This is a genomic window from Lactobacillus sp. JM1 (assembly GCF_009834385.1).
GTDB classification, from domain to species: Bacteria; Bacillota; Bacilli; order Lactobacillales; family Lactobacillaceae; genus Lactobacillus; species Lactobacillus paragasseri.
The window spans coordinates 324,894-342,892 of the sequence record NZ_CP044412.1 but is presented as its reverse complement, the minus strand read 5'-3'; the positions used below and the strand labels follow the sequence as shown (position 1 = coordinate 342,892).

At 38.6% G+C, this 17,999-nt stretch carries 21 protein-coding genes; 1 reads left to right on the top strand and 20 read right to left on the bottom strand.

Annotated features, from left to right (window positions below; genetic code table 11):
- Positions 1-5: 5 nt before the first annotated feature.
- The 18 genes from F3I00_RS01620 to rpsL all read right to left on the bottom strand — a co-directional run bounded on the left by F3I00_RS01620 (position 6) and on the right by rpsL (position 9,755).
- Positions 6-191, bottom strand: a complete 186-nt coding sequence (locus F3I00_RS01620) for a type Z 30S ribosomal protein S14 (protein ID WP_003647824.1) — start codon at positions 189-191, stop codon at positions 6-8.
- Between the two features lie 14 nt (positions 192-205).
- A complete protein-coding gene (gene rplE / locus F3I00_RS01615; protein WP_003649462.1) occupies positions 206-748 on the bottom strand; it encodes a 50S ribosomal protein L5 in 543 nt (180 codons plus the stop codon).
- Between the two features lie 14 nt (positions 749-762).
- The gene (rplX, locus tag F3I00_RS01610) at positions 763-1,002 is read right to left on the bottom strand and encodes a 50S ribosomal protein L24 (protein ID WP_003647825.1); all 240 of its coding nucleotides are present in this window, start codon (positions 1,000-1,002) and stop codon (positions 763-765) included.
- A gap of 20 nt (positions 1,003-1,022) precedes the next feature.
- Positions 1,023-1,391, bottom strand: a complete 369-nt coding sequence (gene rplN, locus F3I00_RS01605; protein ID WP_003649463.1) for a 50S ribosomal protein L14 — start codon at positions 1,389-1,391, stop codon at positions 1,023-1,025.
- 33 nt (positions 1,392-1,424) lie between these two features.
- A complete protein-coding gene (rpsQ, locus tag F3I00_RS01600; RefSeq protein ID WP_003647827.1) occupies positions 1,425-1,691 on the bottom strand; it encodes a 30S ribosomal protein S17 in 267 nt (88 codons plus the stop codon).
- Between the two features lie 22 nt (positions 1,692-1,713).
- Positions 1,714-1,911, bottom strand: coding sequence for a 50S ribosomal protein L29 (gene rpmC, locus F3I00_RS01595; protein ID WP_003647828.1), 198 nt, complete (start codon positions 1,909-1,911; stop codon positions 1,714-1,716).
- Positions 1,901-2,338 (bottom strand): 50S ribosomal protein L16, encoded by a 438-nt coding sequence (rplP, locus tag F3I00_RS01590; protein ID WP_003647829.1) that lies wholly within the window; start codon positions 2,336-2,338, stop codon positions 1,901-1,903. The genes rpmC and rplP overlap by 11 nt, the downstream gene beginning before the upstream one ends.
- A gap of 2 nt (positions 2,339-2,340) precedes the next feature.
- On the bottom strand, positions 2,341-3,009 hold the full coding sequence (gene rpsC / locus F3I00_RS01585; protein ID WP_003649464.1) for a 30S ribosomal protein S3: 669 nt from the start codon (positions 3,007-3,009) through the stop codon (positions 2,341-2,343).
- A 14-nt stretch (positions 3,010-3,023) separates the two neighbouring features.
- Complete coding sequence (rplV, locus tag F3I00_RS01580; RefSeq protein ID WP_003649465.1) at positions 3,024-3,377, bottom strand: 50S ribosomal protein L22; 354 nt, start codon at positions 3,375-3,377, stop codon at positions 3,024-3,026.
- Positions 3,378-3,397: 20 nt separating this feature from the next.
- Complete coding sequence (gene rpsS / locus F3I00_RS01575) at positions 3,398-3,685, bottom strand: 30S ribosomal protein S19 (RefSeq protein ID WP_003647831.1); 288 nt, start codon at positions 3,683-3,685, stop codon at positions 3,398-3,400.
- Between the two features lie 21 nt (positions 3,686-3,706).
- Positions 3,707-4,543, bottom strand: a complete 837-nt coding sequence (gene rplB, locus F3I00_RS01570; protein WP_003649466.1) for a 50S ribosomal protein L2 — start codon at positions 4,541-4,543, stop codon at positions 3,707-3,709.
- Between the two features lie 19 nt (positions 4,544-4,562).
- Positions 4,563-4,859, bottom strand: a complete 297-nt coding sequence (gene rplW, locus F3I00_RS01565) for a 50S ribosomal protein L23 (RefSeq protein ID WP_003647833.1) — start codon at positions 4,857-4,859, stop codon at positions 4,563-4,565.
- Positions 4,859-5,476, bottom strand: coding sequence for a 50S ribosomal protein L4 (rplD, locus tag F3I00_RS01560; RefSeq protein WP_003647834.1), 618 nt, complete (start codon positions 5,474-5,476; stop codon positions 4,859-4,861). The genes rplW and rplD overlap by 1 nt, the downstream gene beginning before the upstream one ends.
- A gap of 14 nt (positions 5,477-5,490) precedes the next feature.
- Positions 5,491-6,120 (bottom strand): 50S ribosomal protein L3, encoded by a 630-nt coding sequence (gene rplC, locus F3I00_RS01555; RefSeq protein WP_003649467.1) that lies wholly within the window; start codon positions 6,118-6,120, stop codon positions 5,491-5,493.
- 26 nt (positions 6,121-6,146) lie between these two features.
- Positions 6,147-6,455, bottom strand: coding sequence for a 30S ribosomal protein S10 (rpsJ, locus tag F3I00_RS01550; RefSeq protein ID WP_003647835.1), 309 nt, complete (start codon positions 6,453-6,455; stop codon positions 6,147-6,149).
- A gap of 270 nt (positions 6,456-6,725) precedes the next feature.
- Positions 6,726-8,822 (bottom strand): elongation factor G, encoded by a 2,097-nt coding sequence (fusA, locus tag F3I00_RS01545; protein WP_003647836.1) that lies wholly within the window; start codon positions 8,820-8,822, stop codon positions 6,726-6,728.
- A gap of 29 nt (positions 8,823-8,851) precedes the next feature.
- Positions 8,852-9,322, bottom strand: a complete 471-nt coding sequence (rpsG, locus tag F3I00_RS01540; protein WP_003647837.1) for a 30S ribosomal protein S7 — start codon at positions 9,320-9,322, stop codon at positions 8,852-8,854.
- Positions 9,323-9,347: 25 nt separating this feature from the next.
- Positions 9,348-9,755: a 30S ribosomal protein S12 gene (rpsL, locus tag F3I00_RS01535; RefSeq protein WP_003647838.1), complete on the bottom strand. Its 408-nt coding sequence runs from the start codon at positions 9,753-9,755 to the stop codon at positions 9,348-9,350.
- 167 nt (positions 9,756-9,922) lie between these two features.
- On the opposite strand from rpsL, the gene F3I00_RS01530 reads away from it, so the two are divergent.
- Positions 9,923-10,600 (top strand): prepilin peptidase, encoded by a 678-nt coding sequence (locus tag F3I00_RS01530; RefSeq protein ID WP_020807219.1) that lies wholly within the window; start codon positions 9,923-9,925, stop codon positions 10,598-10,600.
- A 67-nt stretch (positions 10,601-10,667) separates the two neighbouring features.
- Here F3I00_RS01530 and rpoC read toward each other — a convergent pair whose 3' ends face one another.
- Positions 10,668-14,339, bottom strand: a complete 3,672-nt coding sequence (rpoC, locus tag F3I00_RS01525) for a DNA-directed RNA polymerase subunit beta' (RefSeq protein WP_020807220.1) — start codon at positions 14,337-14,339, stop codon at positions 10,668-10,670.
- A gap of 15 nt (positions 14,340-14,354) precedes the next feature.
- Entirely contained in the window at positions 14,355-17,993 is a 3,639-nt protein-coding gene (locus tag F3I00_RS01520; RefSeq protein WP_159310964.1) for a DNA-directed RNA polymerase subunit beta, read from the bottom strand.
- Positions 17,994-17,999 lie beyond the last annotated feature (6 nt).

Genomic DNA, 17,999 nt, shown 5'->3' with positions numbered 1-17,999 from the left:
GTTAATTACCAACTTGCCTTTTTAACACCAGGAATTTGACCCTTGTGTGCTAAGTCTTTTAAGCAAATACGGCATAATTTGAACTTGCGGTAAACAGAGTGTGGACGGCCACATCTCTCGCAACGAGTGTATTCACGAGATGAAAACTTAGCAGGACGATGATTTCTGACGATTTGTGATGTTTTAGCCATTAATGTCCTCCAAATTATTTAGCAAAAGGCATACCAAACTCAGTAAGAAGTTCACGAGCTTCTTCATCTGTATTGGCAGTAGTTACAATAACAACGTCCAAACCTCTAACACGGTTTACCTTGTCGTAGTCGATTTCTGGGAAAATCAATTGTTCTTTGATACCTAAAGTGTAGTTACCACGACCATCAAATGATCTAGAACTGATTCCGCGGAAGTCACGAACTCGAGGAAGAGAAACGTTGATTAATTTGTACAAGAAATCGTACATTCTATCGCCTCTAAGGGTAACCTTAGCACCAATAGACATACCTTCACGTAAACGGAAGTTTGCGATTGATTTCTTAGCTTTAGTAATCAAAGGCTTTTGACCTGAGATTAAAGTCAATTCTTCTACAGCTTCATCAAGATTCTTTGCATTAGAAACTGCATCACCGACACCCATGTTTAAAACGATTTTATCAATTTTAGGAATTTCCATAACTGAATCGTAATTAAACTTTTTGTTCATAGCTGGTGCGATTTCATTTGAATATTTTTCTACTAAACTGTTTGCCATGTGCGTCCTCCCTCCTATTTGTTGTTATCTTCTTTTTTAGCAATAACTTTTACATTTGATGCATGGATAGAACCTTCTTTTTCTACCACACCACCATTAGCGTTGGCTTGTGAAGGTTTCTCATGCTTTTTGATCTTATTAACACCTTTGACAACAATACGGTTAGTCTTGGCGTTGACTGAAAGTACAGTGCCTTCTTTGCCTTTATCTTTACCGGCAATAACTTTTACTTTGTCACCTGTTTTAACAAACATCAGTGCACCTCCCTAAAAAATTATAAGACTTCAGGAGCAAGAGATACGATCTTCATGAAATCGTGCTCACGCAGTTCACGGGCTACAGGCCCAAAAATACGAGTTCCACGAGGACTCTTATCAGCATTAATTACAACTGCTGCATTTTCGTCGAACTTGATGTATGAACCATCTTCACGGCGTGCACCTGATTTTGTTCTAACAATAACTGCTTTAACAACATCACCTTTTTTGACAACGCCACCTGGTGTTGCTTGTTTAACAGCAGCAACTACGATATCACCAATATTACCGGTCTTACGCTTAGAACCACCTAAAACCTTGATAACTAGGAGTTCTCTTGCACCGGAGTTGTCAGCAACCTTTAAACGGCTTTCGTGTTGGATCACTAGTTTATCCTCCCCTCAATAAAATCCGCGTAATTAAATTGACTTCTTAACAATCTTAGTTAGACGGTAACGCTTCGCATGTGATAATGGACGGGTTTCCATGATACGAACAGTATCGCCAATCTTAGCTTCGTTGTTTTCATCGTGAGCGTAATACTTCTTTGAGTATTTAATACGCTTCTTATAAACAGGGTGGTTCTTGTAGGTATCTACAACAACTGTAATAGTCTTATCCATCTTGTCAGAAACAACTCGACCTTGGTATACGTGACGATTATTTCTTTCGTTAGTTTCGCTCAAGTTAATAACTCCCTTCCGTTAACTAATTCTTGCTCAATTCTTTTTCGCTAAGAATTGTCTTAATTCTAGCAATGTTCTTGCGGACTTGTCTCAAGCGAGCGGTGTTCTCTAATTGACCCGTTGCTTGTTGGAAACGCAAATTAAAAAGTTCTTCTTTATATTGCTTTTCCTTTTCTAACATTTGATCAGTGGTTAATGCTCTGATATCTTTAGCCTTCATTAGATTCGCCACCTACTTCCGAACTCTTCTTAACAAACTTAGTCTTAATTGGAAGCTTGTTTGAAGCAAGTCTTAAAGCTTCACGAGCAACGTCTTCTGAAACGCCACCGATTTCAAACATAATCTTGCCTCTTTTAACAACAGCTACCCAACCAGCTGGTGCACCTTTACCGGAACCCATACGAACACCAACACCTTTTGCAGTGTAGGATTTTTGTGGGAAGATTCTAATCCAAACACGTCCGCCACGCTTCATGAAACGAGTCATAGCAATACGAGCGGCTTCGATTTGTCTATTAGTAATCCAGTGAGATTCAACAGCTTCTAAACCATATTCACCAAATGCAATGGTCTTTCCGCCTTTAGCTTCACCACGCATTTTACCGCGGAATTCACGACGGTGCTTTACACGCTTAGGTACTAACACTATTAGTTTCCTCCCTTCGCTTTCTTAGAAGGTTTGTTTTTACGTTGTGGTAGAATTTCACCACGATTGATCCAAACCTTAACACCAATTTGACCATAAGTAGTTGCAGCTTCTACCCAAGCATAATCAATATCTGCTCTTAAAGTATGAAGTGGAACACTACCTTCAGTATGCCATTCTCTTCTTGCCATATCAGCACCATTCAAACGACCAGCAGTTTGAACTTTGATACCCTTAGCACCAGAACGCATAGATCTTTGAGTTGCTTGACGGGTTGCACGTCTAAATGCAATTCTTGCTTCAAGTTGACGAGCAATACCTTCGCCTACTAATTTAGCATCTAAATCAGGCTTCTTAATTTCAACAATATTAATGTGAACGTTCTTTTTTGTTAAAGCACTAAGTTGTTTTCTTAAAGCTTCAACTTCTTTACCACCTTTACCGATAACCATACCAGGTTTTGCAGTGTGGATAGAAATGTTAATTCTGTTTGCAGCACGTTCAATTTCCACAGTGGAAACAGATGCATCAGCTAACTTTTCAGAGATGAACTTTCTAATACGTAAATCTTCATTTAAAGTGTCAGCGTAGTTTTTGTCTGCATACCACTTTGCTTCCCAATCACGGTTAACACCGAGACGGAAACCATTTGGGTTAATCTTTTGACCCATTAAATTTACCTCCCTTAATCGTTCTTCTCAGATACTACAACTACTACGTGGCTTGTTCTCTTGTTAATTGGAGAAGCCATACCCTTAGCACGTGGACGAAATCTCTTTAAAGTTGCACCTTCGTTAACGTATGCTTCTGATACGTAAAGATTTGCACTTTCAAGATCGTAGTTGTGTTCAGCATTTGCAATAGCTGACTTCAACACTTTTTCAACGATTGGGGAAGCAGCTCTTGGCGTAAATTGTAAAATTGCGAGAGCTTCAGCAACACTCTTTCCACGAATAAGGTCTACTACCAAACGGGCTTTTCTAGGAGCGATGCGAACTGTTCTTGCTTCAGCTTTAGCTGAACTAATTTGTTCTGCCATTTAGATGTCTCTCCTTCCTATTATTTACCTACTGTAGTAGTGGCCTTATCAGCGACCTTGTGACCGCGGAAAGTTCTAGTAGGTACGAATTCACCTAACTTATGACCAACCATATCTTCAGTAATGTATACTGGCACATGTTTTCTTCCATCGTAAACAGCTATTGTGAAACCAACAAAGGAAGGGAAAATAGTTGAACGACGAGACCATGTTTTAATTACTTGCTTCTTTTCGGAACCTTCTTGGGCTTCGATCTTCTTTAAAAGGCTTGCATCTGCAAAAGGACCTTTTTTAATACTACGGCTCATTAATTAACCTCCTTCGTTTAATTACTTGTTACCTTTACGGTGACGAATAATAAGTTTTTCACTTCTAGCCTTAGAGTTTCTAGTCTTAATACCACGAGACTTCTTACCCCATGGAGTCATAGGTTGTGGGCGACCAACTGGAGCCTTACCTTCACCACCACCATGTGGGTGATCGTTAGGGTTCATTACGGAACCACGAGATTGTGGACGCTTGCCCAACCAACGCTTACGACCAGCTTTACCTAATTGAATTAATGAGTGTTGTTCATTACCAACTGAACCGATAGTAGCACGGCAAGTTGATAAGATTTTACGAACTTCACCACTTTGAAGTCTAACTAAAGTGTACTTACCATCATTACCAAGAACTTGTGCAACAGTACCTGCACTTCTTACTAATTGACCACCTTTACCAGGCTTCAATTCAATATTGTGAATTTCAGTACCAGCTGGAATAGCAGATAATGGCAATGCATTACCAGGCTTAATATCAGCATTTGGACCAGATTCAACAACAGTACCAACTTTTAGACCTTTAGGTGCTAAGATGTAAGCTTTAATACCGTCAGTGTAGTGAAGAAGAGCGATGTTAGCAGTTCTGTTTGGATCATATTCAATAGCCTTAACAACTGCTTTTACATCATCCTTATTACGCTTGAAGTCAATGATACGGTATTTTTGTTTGTGACCACCACCACGGTGTCTAACAGTAATATGACCGTATGAGTTACGACCAGCAGTATGACTTTGAGATTCAAGTAAAGTCTTTTCAGGCTTTTTCTTGGTAATTTCAGCAAAGTCGGAAGAAGTCATATTACGTCTGCCGTTTGTAGTTGGCTTATATTTGATAATTGCCAATTGACTGACCTCCTATTTACTAATTTTCTTTATTATCATTGAAGATCTTAATATCATTAGAATCTTCAGTTAAAGTAACGATTGCTTTTCTACGACGAGCAGTCTTACCAGTGTAACGACCAACTCTCTTTTCTTTACCGCGAACATTCATAATGTTAACATTCTTAACTTTTACATCAAAAATTTCTTCAACAGCATTACGAACTTGAGTCTTGGTAGCTGATACAAGCACATCAAAAGTATACTTCTTATCATCCATTAAATTCATGGATTTTTCGGTAACTACAGGCCGTAAGATGATATCACGTGCATCCATTATGCCAAAACCTCCTCAATTCTCTTAATAGCGTCTTGAGTTAATACAAGTTTTTGGTAGTCAACCGCATCAACAACATTTAAGCCATTAACAGGTACAACTTTCACTTTTGGAAGGTTTTTACCTGATAATTGAACATTCTTATCATCAGACACAACTAAAACCTTACCAGAAACATTAGCATTATCTAAGATAGCCTTTAATTCTTTAGTCTTAGGTGCTTCTAAAGTTAATTGATCAAGAATGATTAAATCTTTGTCAGCAACTTTTTGGGAAAGAACTGACTTCATAGCTAAACGACGTGCTTTACGAGGCATGTCCATCTTGTATGAACGAGGAGTTGGACCAAATACAGTACCACCACCACGCCATTGTGGAGCTCTAATAGAACCTTGACGAGCACGACCAGTACCTTTTTGTCTCCAAGGTTTCTTACCACCGCCACGAACAGCTGATCTGTTCTTTACAGCAGAAGTGCCTTGACGCTTACCAGCTCTTTGTCTAATGATTGCATCGAAAACAACACTTTCATTAGGTTCAATACCGAAGATTTCTTCATTTAAATCTACATTACCTGCAGACTTACCTTTTTGATCGATAATTTCTAAATTAGCCATTATAGTCCTCCTTCCTATTTAGCAGCTTTAGCAGCAGATTTTACAAAAATTAATGAGTTCTTTGCACCTGGAACATTACCCTTGATTAAAAGTACGTTCTTTTCAGGCACAACTTTTTCAATTACTAAGTTTTGTACGGTAACTTTCTTGCCACCCATGTGACCAGGTAACTTCTTACCCTTAGGTACACGGTTAATGATTGAACCCATTGAACCTGGGATTCTGTGGTATCTAGAACCGTGGGTTTCTGGACCTCTTGATTGGCCCCAACGCTTGATGTTACCTTGAGTACCATGACCTCTTGTAGTTCCAGTAACGTCAACTACGTCACCTTCACTAAATGAGTCCACCGTGATTTCTGAGCCGACTTCGTAATCCTTAAGCTCGACATCGCGGATTTCCCGAATGAAGCGCTTAGGTGAAGTCTTTGCTTTTGCAGCATGACCTTTGGCAGGTTTGTTGCTCAATACTTCACGCATGTCTTGGTAACCTACTTGAACTGCTTCGTAACCGTCTGATTCGTTAGTTTTAACTTGTAAAACAACGTTAGGGGTTGCTTCAATAACAGTTACAGGAACCAAGATACCGTTTTTAGTGAAGATTTGAGTCATACCGACCTTTCTTCCTAAGATTCCTTTGGTCATGATTACACCTCCATATATGTTTTAAATTATAATTTAATCTCGATATCAACGCCGCTTGGTAAATCAAGCTTCATTAATGAATCAACAGTCTTAGGTGTTGGATTCAAAATATCAATTAAACGCTTATGTGTACGGATTTCAAATTGTTCACGTGAATCTTTGTTCTTGTGTGGTGAACGTAAAACAGTGAATAAAGTTCTTTCCGTAGGTAGTGGAACAGGACCAGAAATTTGTGCTCCAGTTCTTTCAGCGGTAGCTACAATTTTAGCAGCTGATTCATCGAGAATACCATGTTCGTATGACTTTAATCTAATACGAATTTGTTGACTTGCCATCTAATAACCTCCTTCGTCTTCTTTAAAAGATGACTAGCTCGGCAAAAATTACCGACTCACCTCTGTGGCAATGCAGCCTGGTGTGCCGCAACCTTTTGCGTCAAAGCATTGCTTTTTGTGCGCGGGGTATACCCCTCCAATATTTTCGCACGTTTACTATTGTACTTTGTCTTTCCTTAAATATCAAGCTTTCTCAGCATTTATTTTATTTTTTTATACAAAAAAAGAGATATCAAATGATATCTCTTTTTCAAACTCTCTATTTATAAATTATTCAGCGTCTTCTCCACCACGTTTTTTGATGATTTCAGCTTGAATAGATTTAGGAGTTGGTGAGTAGTGGTCAAATACCATTGTAAACGTACCACGACCTTGAGTTGATGAACGCAAAGTAGTTGCGTAACCAAACATTTCTGAAAGTGGAACAAATGAGTTGATTACTTTAGCACCTGCTCTGTCTTCCATACCTTCCATAGAACCACGACGTGCTGTAATTGATCCCATTACATCACCTAAGTATTCTTCTGGAGTGGTTACTTGAACTTTCATGATAGGTTCAAGAATAACAGCGCCAGCCTTAGCAGCAGCATTTCTCAAAGCAAGAGAAGCAGCAACCTTGAAAGCAGCTTCTGATGAGTCGACTTCGTGGTAACTACCATCGTACAACTTAGCCTTAACATCAATTAATGGGTAACCTGCAAGAACACCATTCTTCATAGCTTCTTGTAAACCTTGGTCAACTGAAGGAATAAATTCACGAGGAACAACACCACCGACGATAGCGTCTTCGAATTCGTAACCCTTTCCTTCTTCGTTTGGAGTAAAGTCGATCCAAACATCACCATATTGACCTTTACCACCAGATTGACGAACGAACTTACCTTGTGCTTTAGCTTCCTTAGTAAAGGTTTCACGGTAAGCAACTTGAGGTTCACCAATAGTTGCTTCAACGTTAAATTCACGCTTCATACGTTCAACCATGATGTCTAAGTGTAATTCACCCATACCTGAAATCAAAGTTTGACCAGTTTCTGGGTTGGTTTCAGCACGGAAAGTTGGGTCTTCTTCAGTAAGCTTTTGTAAAGCGACATCCATCTTATCACGGTCAGCTTTTGACTTAGGTTCAACAGATACTTGAATAACTGGATCTGGAACTTGTAAACTTTCCAAAATAAGTGGGTGATCTGGATCAGTTAAAGAATCACCAGTAGTAGTGTTCTTCAAACCAATAGCACCAGCAATATCACCTGAGAATACTTCAGGAATTTCAGTTCTTGAGTTAGCGTGCATTTGAAGTAAACGTCCAACACGTTCACGAGCATTCTTTGATGCATTCAATACGTAAGAACCAGATTGAAGTGAACCAGTGTAAACACGGATGAAAGTTAAACGACCAACAAATGGATCTGTTGCAATCTTAAATGCTAAAGCTGCAAATGGTTTCTTATCGTCAGCCATAAGTTCAACTTCGTCACCAGTCTTAGGATCATGAGCAACGTAAGGTTTTACGTCAAGTGGTGATGGTAGGTAATCAATAACACCATCAAGCATCATTTGAACACCCTTGTTCTTAAATGCTGAACCAGCATAAACTGGGAAGAATTCCAAGTTCAAAGTAGCTTTACGGATAGCTGCTTTTAATTCATCATTAGAAATTTCTTCACCGCCAAGGTACTTGTCCATAATGCCGTCATCAACATCAGCAACAGCTTCAATTAATTCGTTACGACGCTTTAAAGCCTCTTCCTTGTATTCATCAGGAACAGGAATAGTATCCCATTTTGAACCAAGCTTATCTTCATCGTAAACATCAGCTACCATATTGATTAAGTCAATAACACCTTCAAAGGTATCTGCTGAACCAATAGGCATTTGAACAGCATGTGCGTTTGCGTTTAAGCGTTCGTGCAATGACTTAACAGATTTATCAAAGTCAGCACCAATCTTATCCATCTTGTTAACGAAAACAATACGAGGAACGCCGTAAGTTTCAGCTTGACGCCAAACATTTTCAGTTTGTGGTTCAACACCAGCTTGAGCATCAAGAACAGTTACCGCACCATCAAGAACACGAAGGGAACGTTCTACTTCGATAGTAAAGTCAACGTGTCCTGGGGTATCAATGATGTTAATTCGGTAATCCTTCCATTGAGCAGTAGTAGCTGCGGAAGTAATAGTGATACCACGTTCCTTTTCTTCATCCATCCAGTCCATTTGTGAGTCACCTTCGTGAGTTTCACCAATTTTGTGGATCTTACCAGTGTAGTACAAAATACGTTCAGTAGTGGTAGTTTTACCGGCATCGATGTGAGCCATAATACCAATGTTACGTGTCTTATCCAAAGGGAATTCACGTTTGTTAGCCATAAGATTAATCTCCTTTTACAAACTAACGATTAGAAGCGGTAGTGAGCAAATGCACGGTTTGCTTCTGCCATTCTGTGGACGTCTTCACGTTTCTTAACTGCTGAACCAGTATTGTTAGCAGCATCCATAATTTCGTTTGCAAGACGTTCATCCATAGTATGTTCATTACGTAAACGAGCGTAAGAAACAAGCCATCTTAAGCCGAGAGTAGTTCTTCTTTCTGGGCGAACTTCAACTGGGATTTGGTAGTTAGAACCACCGATACGGCGAGCTTTAACTTCCAAAACTGGCATAACATTGTTCATTGCTTCTTCAAAAACTTCAACTGGTTCTTTACCAGTCTTATCTTGAATAATACCAAAAGCATCATAAAGAATTGAAGATGCCTTTGCTTTCTTACCATCAATCATTAAGTGGTTAATTAATTTAGTAACCAATTTAGAGTTGTAAACTGGATCTGCTAAAACATCTCTCTTAGCAACATTACCTTTTCTAGGCATTAGTAGTCCCTCCTATTTAACTGTTTTAACCTTTCTTAGCACCGTACTTAGAACGGCCTTGTTTTCTACCATCAACACCTGCAGTATCCAAAGCACCACGAATGATGTGGTAACGAACACCAGGAAGGTCCTTTACACGACCACCACGAATTAAAACAACGGAGTGTTCTTGCAAGTTATGACCAATACCAGGAATGTAAGCAGTAACTTCGATTAAGTTTGAAAGACGAACACGAGCATACTTACGTAAAGCTGAGTTAGGCTTCTTAGGTGTCATAGTACCTACACGAGTTGCAACACCACGCATTTGAGGTGCTGGATTGTAGTTCATCTTTTTCTTCATGCTGTTGTAAGCATAGTTTAAAGCTGGTGAATCAGATTTAGTCGTCTTTGAGTGACGGCCTTTTCTAACCAATTGGTTAATTGTTGGCATTAAAATTTCCTCCTAAAATTGTTCACACATCCGGGAGTTTCTTTTTTGACTTCACGGATATCATGTTTTTAATAGCACAATGGCTAGTGTAACATGATTTTTTAATTCCGTAAACATTTTAAAAAAATTTTTTTGATTTTGCGTATATAAATATTGGAGGTTAAAAGATGTCAAACTCATTTATTTATATACTTAATTTTATAATCGGTAGTATTATTGGTTCCCATTTACTAGTAATTGTTCAGCGCTTTGAGACAGAAGACTTTATAACCGATAAATCTCATTGTGATAACTGCCAAATCCCGCTTACGCTTCTTAACCAAATACCTATTTTTTCTTTTCTAAGATATCAAGGAAAATGTTTCTTCTGTCACGCTTATATTCCTATTGAAACATTTTATTGCGAAATTTTAGGTGGATTAGCTTTTATGCCGTTAAATCCGCTTACTAATCAAATTTCATACCTTTTTATTATTTTTATTTTTTTAATTAGTATTTTTGATTATTTTGATCAATCTTTTCCAGTTCAAATCCTTATCCCACTTATAGCAATAGTAGGATTTAAAATTTCCTACTTTATTTCTGATTACACTCCAATTGAATGGATGTTAATTTCTTTCGTTATATTGAGTTTTTTAATAATGAATTTGAAAAAGAAATTTGGTTATGGCGATACAATAATTTTTATTATTCTTATTTTTTACTATAACTTCTACATTGCTGAGTATCTTTTCCTATTGTCATCCATTTTTCTGATAATTACTCATTTAATTGCTCGGAACAAAAAACAATATCCTTTCATACCTTTTATATTTCTGAGTATTATTTTTTATAATTTCATATAAAAAAAGTCTATTCGCACAAAAGCGAATAGACTTTTTTAACACAAATGTTTAAGTTTTAAAAGGATGGTTAGTCAGCTGAGCCATCGTTCTTTTCTGCATCAGCTGCAGCTAATTTTTTTTCAATATCAGCTATAGAATAAACTGACTTTTTCTTTTCATCTTCAGGAATGTCAACCTTAGGTTCCATTTCGCGGTAAACAGGCATACCAGTACCAGCAGGAATAATCTTACCAATGATAACATTTTCCTTAAGACCAAGTAATGGATCGTTCTTTCCACGAATAGAAGCATCAGTAAGAACACGAGTAGTTTCCTGGAATGAAGCTGCAGACAAGAAACTGTTAGTTTCAAGAGCGGCCTTGGTAATACCAAGAATTACACTTTGTGCAGTTGCAGGAATACCACCAGAAATAATTACCTCACGGTTTCTTGCTTTAAATTCACCAATATCCATCAATTCACCTGGTAAGATATCAGTTTCACCTGGATCAAGAATACGAACCTTTTGAAGCATTTGACGTGCCATAACTTCAACGTGCTTATCGGCAATTTCTACACCCTGCATTCTATAAGCTTTTTGAATTTCGCTTAGAATATATTTTTCAGTAGTCAATGCATCACGTACACGAATCAATTCCTTAGGATCAATAGAACCAAGAGTCAATTTATCTCCACGTACAACATGGTCACCTTCAGCAACTGCTACAGATGCAGTATATGGTACATCATAAGTACGAGTATCTGTTTGACCCTTTACTGTAATTTGACGAGTGTGTTCTGCTGGATCTTCTTCAATGGAAGTTATTTCACCAGTTACTTCAGAAATTGTAGCACGTCCTTTAGGATTACGAGCTTCAAACAATTCTTGAACACGAGGTAAACCTTGAGTAATATCTGCAGCACCGGCAACACCACCGTTGTGGAAGTTACGCATAGTCAACTGAGTACCAGGTTCACCGATAGATTGAGCAGCAACAGTACCTACTGCTTCACCAACTTCAACATCGTCACCAGTAGCAAGGTTCATACCATAACATTTCTTACATACACCATGTTGAGTGTTGCAAGTAAATACGGAACGAATAGTTACTTCAGTAACGCCAGCATCAACAATCTTATGAGCCATATCTTCATCCATTAAGACATCTGCTGGACAGATAACTTCATGAGTTTCTGGATCATAAACGCTCTTAGAAGTGTAGCGACCTACTAGCCGATCAAATAATGGTTCAATCATTTCATCGCCTTCAGTAATTGCATGAACAGTCAAGCCACGATCAGTACCACAATCTTCTTCACGAATGATAACGTCTTGAGCTACGTCTACCAAACGACGGGTTAAGTAACCTGAGTTGGCAGTCTTCAAAGCAGTATCCGTCATACCTTTACGAGCACCGTGAGTAGACATGAACATTTCCAAAACAGATAATCCTTCACGGAAGTTTGAGGTAACAGGAATTTCCATCATTCCTCCGTTAGGAGCAGCCATCAATCCACGCATACCAGCAAGTTGAGTAAAGTTAGAAATGTTACCACGAGCACCAGAATCCGCCATGATTGTAATTGGGTTTCTTGGGGCATGAATTTGAGCAATTTCGTTTTGAACAATATCTTTACAATTATTCCAAATACTAATTACTCGATCATGTCTTTCTTCATCAGTAATCAAACCACGACGATACTGCTTAGAAACTACATCAACTTTCTTACGAGCTTCTGCTACGATATCATCCTTATCAGTAATTGTAGGAATATCTTCGACACCAATAGTCAAACCAGAAGTAGTACATACGGTGTAACCTAATTCCTTCAAGTCATCCAAGAAATCAGAAGTTCTTTGAACTTTATAATCCTTGTAAATTTGAGCAATGGAATCTGATAAGAATCCTTTCTTAAATGCCTTTCCAAGCTTCATATTGTCAAGCTTTTCATGGATATCTTCACCTGGTTGTAAGAAGTATTTTTCATCCACAGGATGAGTAAGATTTTCTTGAGTAGGATCATTAATGTAGAAGAAATCCTTAGGGAAAATTTGGTTGAAGACTAACTTACCATAAGTAGTTACAAAAATTCCGTGTTCATATCCCTTTGGCCATGGCTTTTCAGGCATTGAATCAGCCGCTAAACCAATACGAGTGTGGTAGTGAATATCACCATTTGCATATGCAATAGCTGCTTCAGCTGGTGAATCAAAAATCATACCTTCGCCTTCACGACCACGTTCTGCTTGAGTTAGCCAGTAGTTACCTAAAACAATATCCTGAGAAGGAGTAACGATTGGCTTACCATCCTTAGGAGCCAAGATATGGTGAGCAGCAAGCATAAGCAAACGTGATTCTGCTACAGCTTCATCAGATAATGGAACGTGAATGGCCATCTGGTCACCATCAAAGTCGGCATTGTAAGCTTCACAAGCAAGTGGGTGAAGACGAATTGACTTACCTGGCACCAAAACTGGTTCAAATGCTTGAATACCTAGACGGTGAAGAGTAGGTGCACGGTTCAAAAGAACTGGTCTTTCCTTAATTACATCTTCTAAGATATCCCAGATATCGTCATCTTCACGATCAATCTTGCGCTTAGCGTTCTTAATGTTAGATGCTAAACCACGTTTTACTAATTCATGCATCACAAATGGCTTAAATAACTCTAAAGCCATTGGTCGTGGAACACCACATTGATAAAACTTCAACTTTGGTGAAACATCGATAACTGAACGACCTGAGTAGTCAACACGCTTACCAAGCAAGTTTTGACGGAAACGTCCTTGCTTACCCTTTAACATGTGAGAAAGAGACTTAAGTGGACGGTTACCTGGTCCTACAACCGGACGACCACGTCTACCATTATCAATTAATGCATCAACAGCTTCTTGAAGCATACGTTTTTCATTTTGAACAATAATTCTAGGTGCGTTTAAGTCTAATAATCTCTTCAAACGATTGTTACGGTTAATTACACGTCTATATAAATCATTCAAGTCAGAAGTTGCAAAACGACCACCATCAAGTTGAACCATTGGTCTTAAATCAGGTGGAATAACTGGAATACAATCCATAACCATCCATGAAGGCTTGTTGCCTGAATTCTTAAATGCATCTAAGATATCTAATCTTCTGATAGCACGAGTTCTCTTTTGACCAGTAGCAGTCTTTAATTCTTCTTTTAAGTCATGAACTTCTTTATCAATATCTACTTGCTCAAGAAGTTCCTTTACAGCTTCAGCACCCATCTTAGCTTCAAAACGGTTACCGAATTTTGCTTTCTTTTCACGATATTCAGCTTCTGTAAGAAGTTGCTTATCTTCAAGATCAGTATCACCTGCGTCAATTACAATGTAAGCAGCAAAATATATTACTTCTTCAAGTGCACGAGGTGAAATATCTAACACTAATCCCATACGAGATGGGATACCCTTGAAATACCAGATATGTGAAACTGGTGCAGCTAATTCAATGTGACCCATACGTTCTCTTCTAACTTTAGCAGAAGTAACTTCTACACCACATCGGTCACAAACAATACCGCGATAACGAATACCCTTGTACTTACCACAAGCACAAGACCAGTCCTTAGTTGGTCCGAAAATTCTTTCATCGAACAAACCATCTTTTTCTGGTTTCAAAGTACGATAGTTGATAGTTTCTGGCTTTTTAACTTCGCCATAAGACCAACTTCTGATCTTGTTTGGAGAAGCCAAACCAATTTGCATACTTTCAAACTTATTTACGTCGATCAAAAGTTTAACCTCCTATTACTTAGAAACCTTATCATCAGATGAAGTTGAAGAATCACTCTGATCTACAGGTTCGGCTGACTTATCATCTTTCTTTGCAGCTTCTTCGGCTAACTTCTTCTTTTCTTGTTGTTCAGCAAGCTTAGATAAAGTGTCAATGTTGAAGTGATCATTAGAATCATCATCCATGTCACGTAATTCAATTTCCTTGTGGTCCATATCTAAGACTTTAATATCCAAACCTAAGGATTGAAGTTCCTTAACAAGAACTCTAAATGATTCTGGAACACCTGGTTTTGGAATTCTTTCACCCTTGACAATAGCTTCATATGCCTTCACACGACCAACAACATCATCTGACTTGTAAGTCAAGATTTCTTGCAATGTGTATGCAGCACCGTAAGCTTCAAGAGCCCAAACTTCCATTTCACCAAAACGCTGACCACCAAATTGTGCTTTACCACCAAGTGGTTGTTGAGTAACAAGTGAGTAAGGCCCAATTGAACGTGCGTGGATCTTATCATCAACCATGTGAGTCAACTTCAAGTAGTACATAATACCTACTGAAACACGGTTGTGGAATGGTTCACCAGTACGGCCATCATAAAGAACAGTCTTACCGTCTTTACCAATACCAGCTTCACGAACCATGTTCCACATATCATCTTCAGAAGCACCATCAAATACTGGAGTAGCAACATGAATACCCAATTGCTTAGCTGCAATACCTAAATGTAATTCAAGAACCTGTCCAATGTTCATACGTGAAGGCACACCCATTGGGTTCAAACAAATGTCTACTGGACGACCATCTGGTAAGTATGGCATATCTTCTTCAGGACAAACTAAGGCAATAGTACCCTTGTTTCCGTGACGACCAGACATCTTGTCACCAACCTGAATTTTACGCTTTTGAACGATGTAGACACGAACCATCTTGTTTACACCAGGTGGTAATTCGTCTCCTGCTTCACGAGTGAAGACTTGTACGTTTTGAACAATACCGCCGCCACCATGTGGTACACGTAAGGAAGTATCGCGAACTTCACGAGCTTTTTCACCAAAGATAGCGTGAAGCAAACGTTCTTCAGCTGATAATTCAGTAACACCCTTTGGAGTAACTTTACCAACTAAGATATCACCGTCTTGAACTTCGGCACCAATACGTACAATACCTTCTTCATCGAGGTCTTTAAGTGCATCTTCACCAACGTTTGGAATTTCACGGGTGATTTCTTCAGGTCCAAGCTTAGTATCGCGAGCTTCTGATTCATAATCTTCAATATGGATAGATGTGTAGACATCATCTTTAACCATACGTTCAGAAATCATAACGGCATCTTCATAGTTGTACATGTTCCAAGTCAAGAAAGCAATAATTGGGTTTTGACCTAGAGCTAATTCGCCGTTTTCCATTGCTGGACCATCGGCAATAACTTCGTCAGCTACTACTCTTTCACCTTGCTTAACAGCTGGTGTTTGGTTGTAGTTCTTAGTTGCATTTGAACGACGGAATTTTTCAAGAACATACTTATCTAAAGTATCATCGTCTCTTCTAATTCTAATTTCGTTTGCATCAACGTATTCAACTACACCAGGTGCTTTAGCAACTAATGCATCCCCAGAGTCATGAGCTGCACGATATTCCATACCAGTACCAACAATTGGAGCGTGTGGATTAATCAATGGAGCAGCCTGACGTTGGTGGTTAGCACCCATCAAGGCACGGTTAGAGTCATCGTTTTCAAGGAAAGGAATACATGCAGAAGTTACGGAAACTACTTGCTTAGGAATAACATCCATGTAGTCAATCTTATCAGGAGTAACTTCAAGGTTATCTTCCTTATGACGAGCTAAAACAATCTTATCCTTAAAAGAACCGTCTTCGTTTAATGGAGCGTTGGCACCAGCGATAATGTAATTATCTTCAACATCAGCAGTTAAGTAATCAATCTTGTCAGTAACCTTGTGAGTATCCCAAGAAACACGACGGTATGGTGTTTCAATAAAACCATACTTATTAACAATAGCGTAAGTTGCCAAAGAGTTAATTAAACCAATGTTAGGTCCTTCAGGAGTTTCAATAGGACATAAACGACCATAGTGAGTATAGTGCACGTCACGAACTTCGTACCCAGCACGATCACGAGATAAACCACCAGGCCCTAAGGCAGACATACGACGCTTGTGAGTTAACTCACCAAGTGGGTTGTTTTGGTCCATGAACTGTGACAATTGTGATGAACCAAAGAATTCCTTAACTGAAGCAACAACAGGACGAATGTTAATTAATTGTTGTGGTGTAACTGTAGAAATATCTTGAATTGACATTCTTTCGCGCACAACACGTTCCATTCTTGCTAAACCAATTCTAAATTGGTTTTGAAGTAATTCCCCTACACGACGAATACGACGGTTACCTAAGTGGTCGATATCATCAGTAGTTCCGATGTTATCTTGAAGGTTAAAGAAGTAATTAATTGATGCCAAAACATCAGCTGGAGTTAAGTGTTTAACGTCATCAGCAATATGACCGTTAGACATTAACTTAATTACACGTTCAGGATCAACTTTGGAATATACTTTAATTTCTTGAACTGTTACTGGATCAGGTAATACACCTTCCTTTGAAGGTTCATAAGTTACCATCTTAAAGTCATCACGATCTAAGTAAGGTGACAATTTATCAAGAATTTCATGAGTAACAACGTCACCCTTCTTAGCGATAATTTCACCAGTATCAGGATCAGCTAAAGTTTCAGCCAAAGTTTGTCTTAATAAACGATTCTTTAAAGAAAGTTTCTTATTGATCTTGTAGCGACCAACAGGAGCTAAATCGTATCTTCTTGGATCAAAGAATCTAGCATATAAAAGTGAACGAGATGAATCCGTAGTTTTAGGTTCACCTGGACGTAATCTTTCATAGATATCCTTTAAAGCTTCGGCAACACGAGAGTCAGCGGGATTTTTATGGATATCTTTTTCTAAAGTGAAACGAAGTGAATCACTTTCACCAAACATATCAGCAACTTCACTGTCAGAGCCAAATCCTAAAGCACGAATTAGAACTGTTAAAGGAAGCTTACGAGTACGGTCAATACGAACATAAGCTAAATCCTTAGCATCAGTTTCATATTCAAGCCATGCACCACGGTTAGGAATAACTGTAGCACCGAAAATTTGGCGACCATTTTTATCAAAATCTGAATGGTAGTAAACACCAGGAGATCTAACAAGCTGAGAAACAATAACTCTCTCAGCACCATTAATAACGAAAGTACCTGAATCAGTCATTAATGGGAATTCTCCGAAGAAGACATCTTGAGTCTTAATTTCTCCAGTTTCATGGTTGGTTAACTTTAAAGTTACATGAAGAGGAGCAGAATAATTAGCATCGTGATCACGTGCTTCTTCAAGGGTATATTTTGGCTTCAGAAGTTTGTAGTCAACAAACTCTAAAGAAAGTTTTCCTGAAAAGTCTGAAATCGGCATAATGTCGTCAAACATTTCACGAATACCTTCATTAAGAAACCACTTGTAAGATTGCGTTTGCACATCAGTCAAGTTAGGTAACTTCAATACTTCTTTAATTCGAGAGAAGCTACGTCTTGTCCGGTGACTACCGTAGTTCACAGCGTGTCCTAACAAAGAAAACATCCTTTC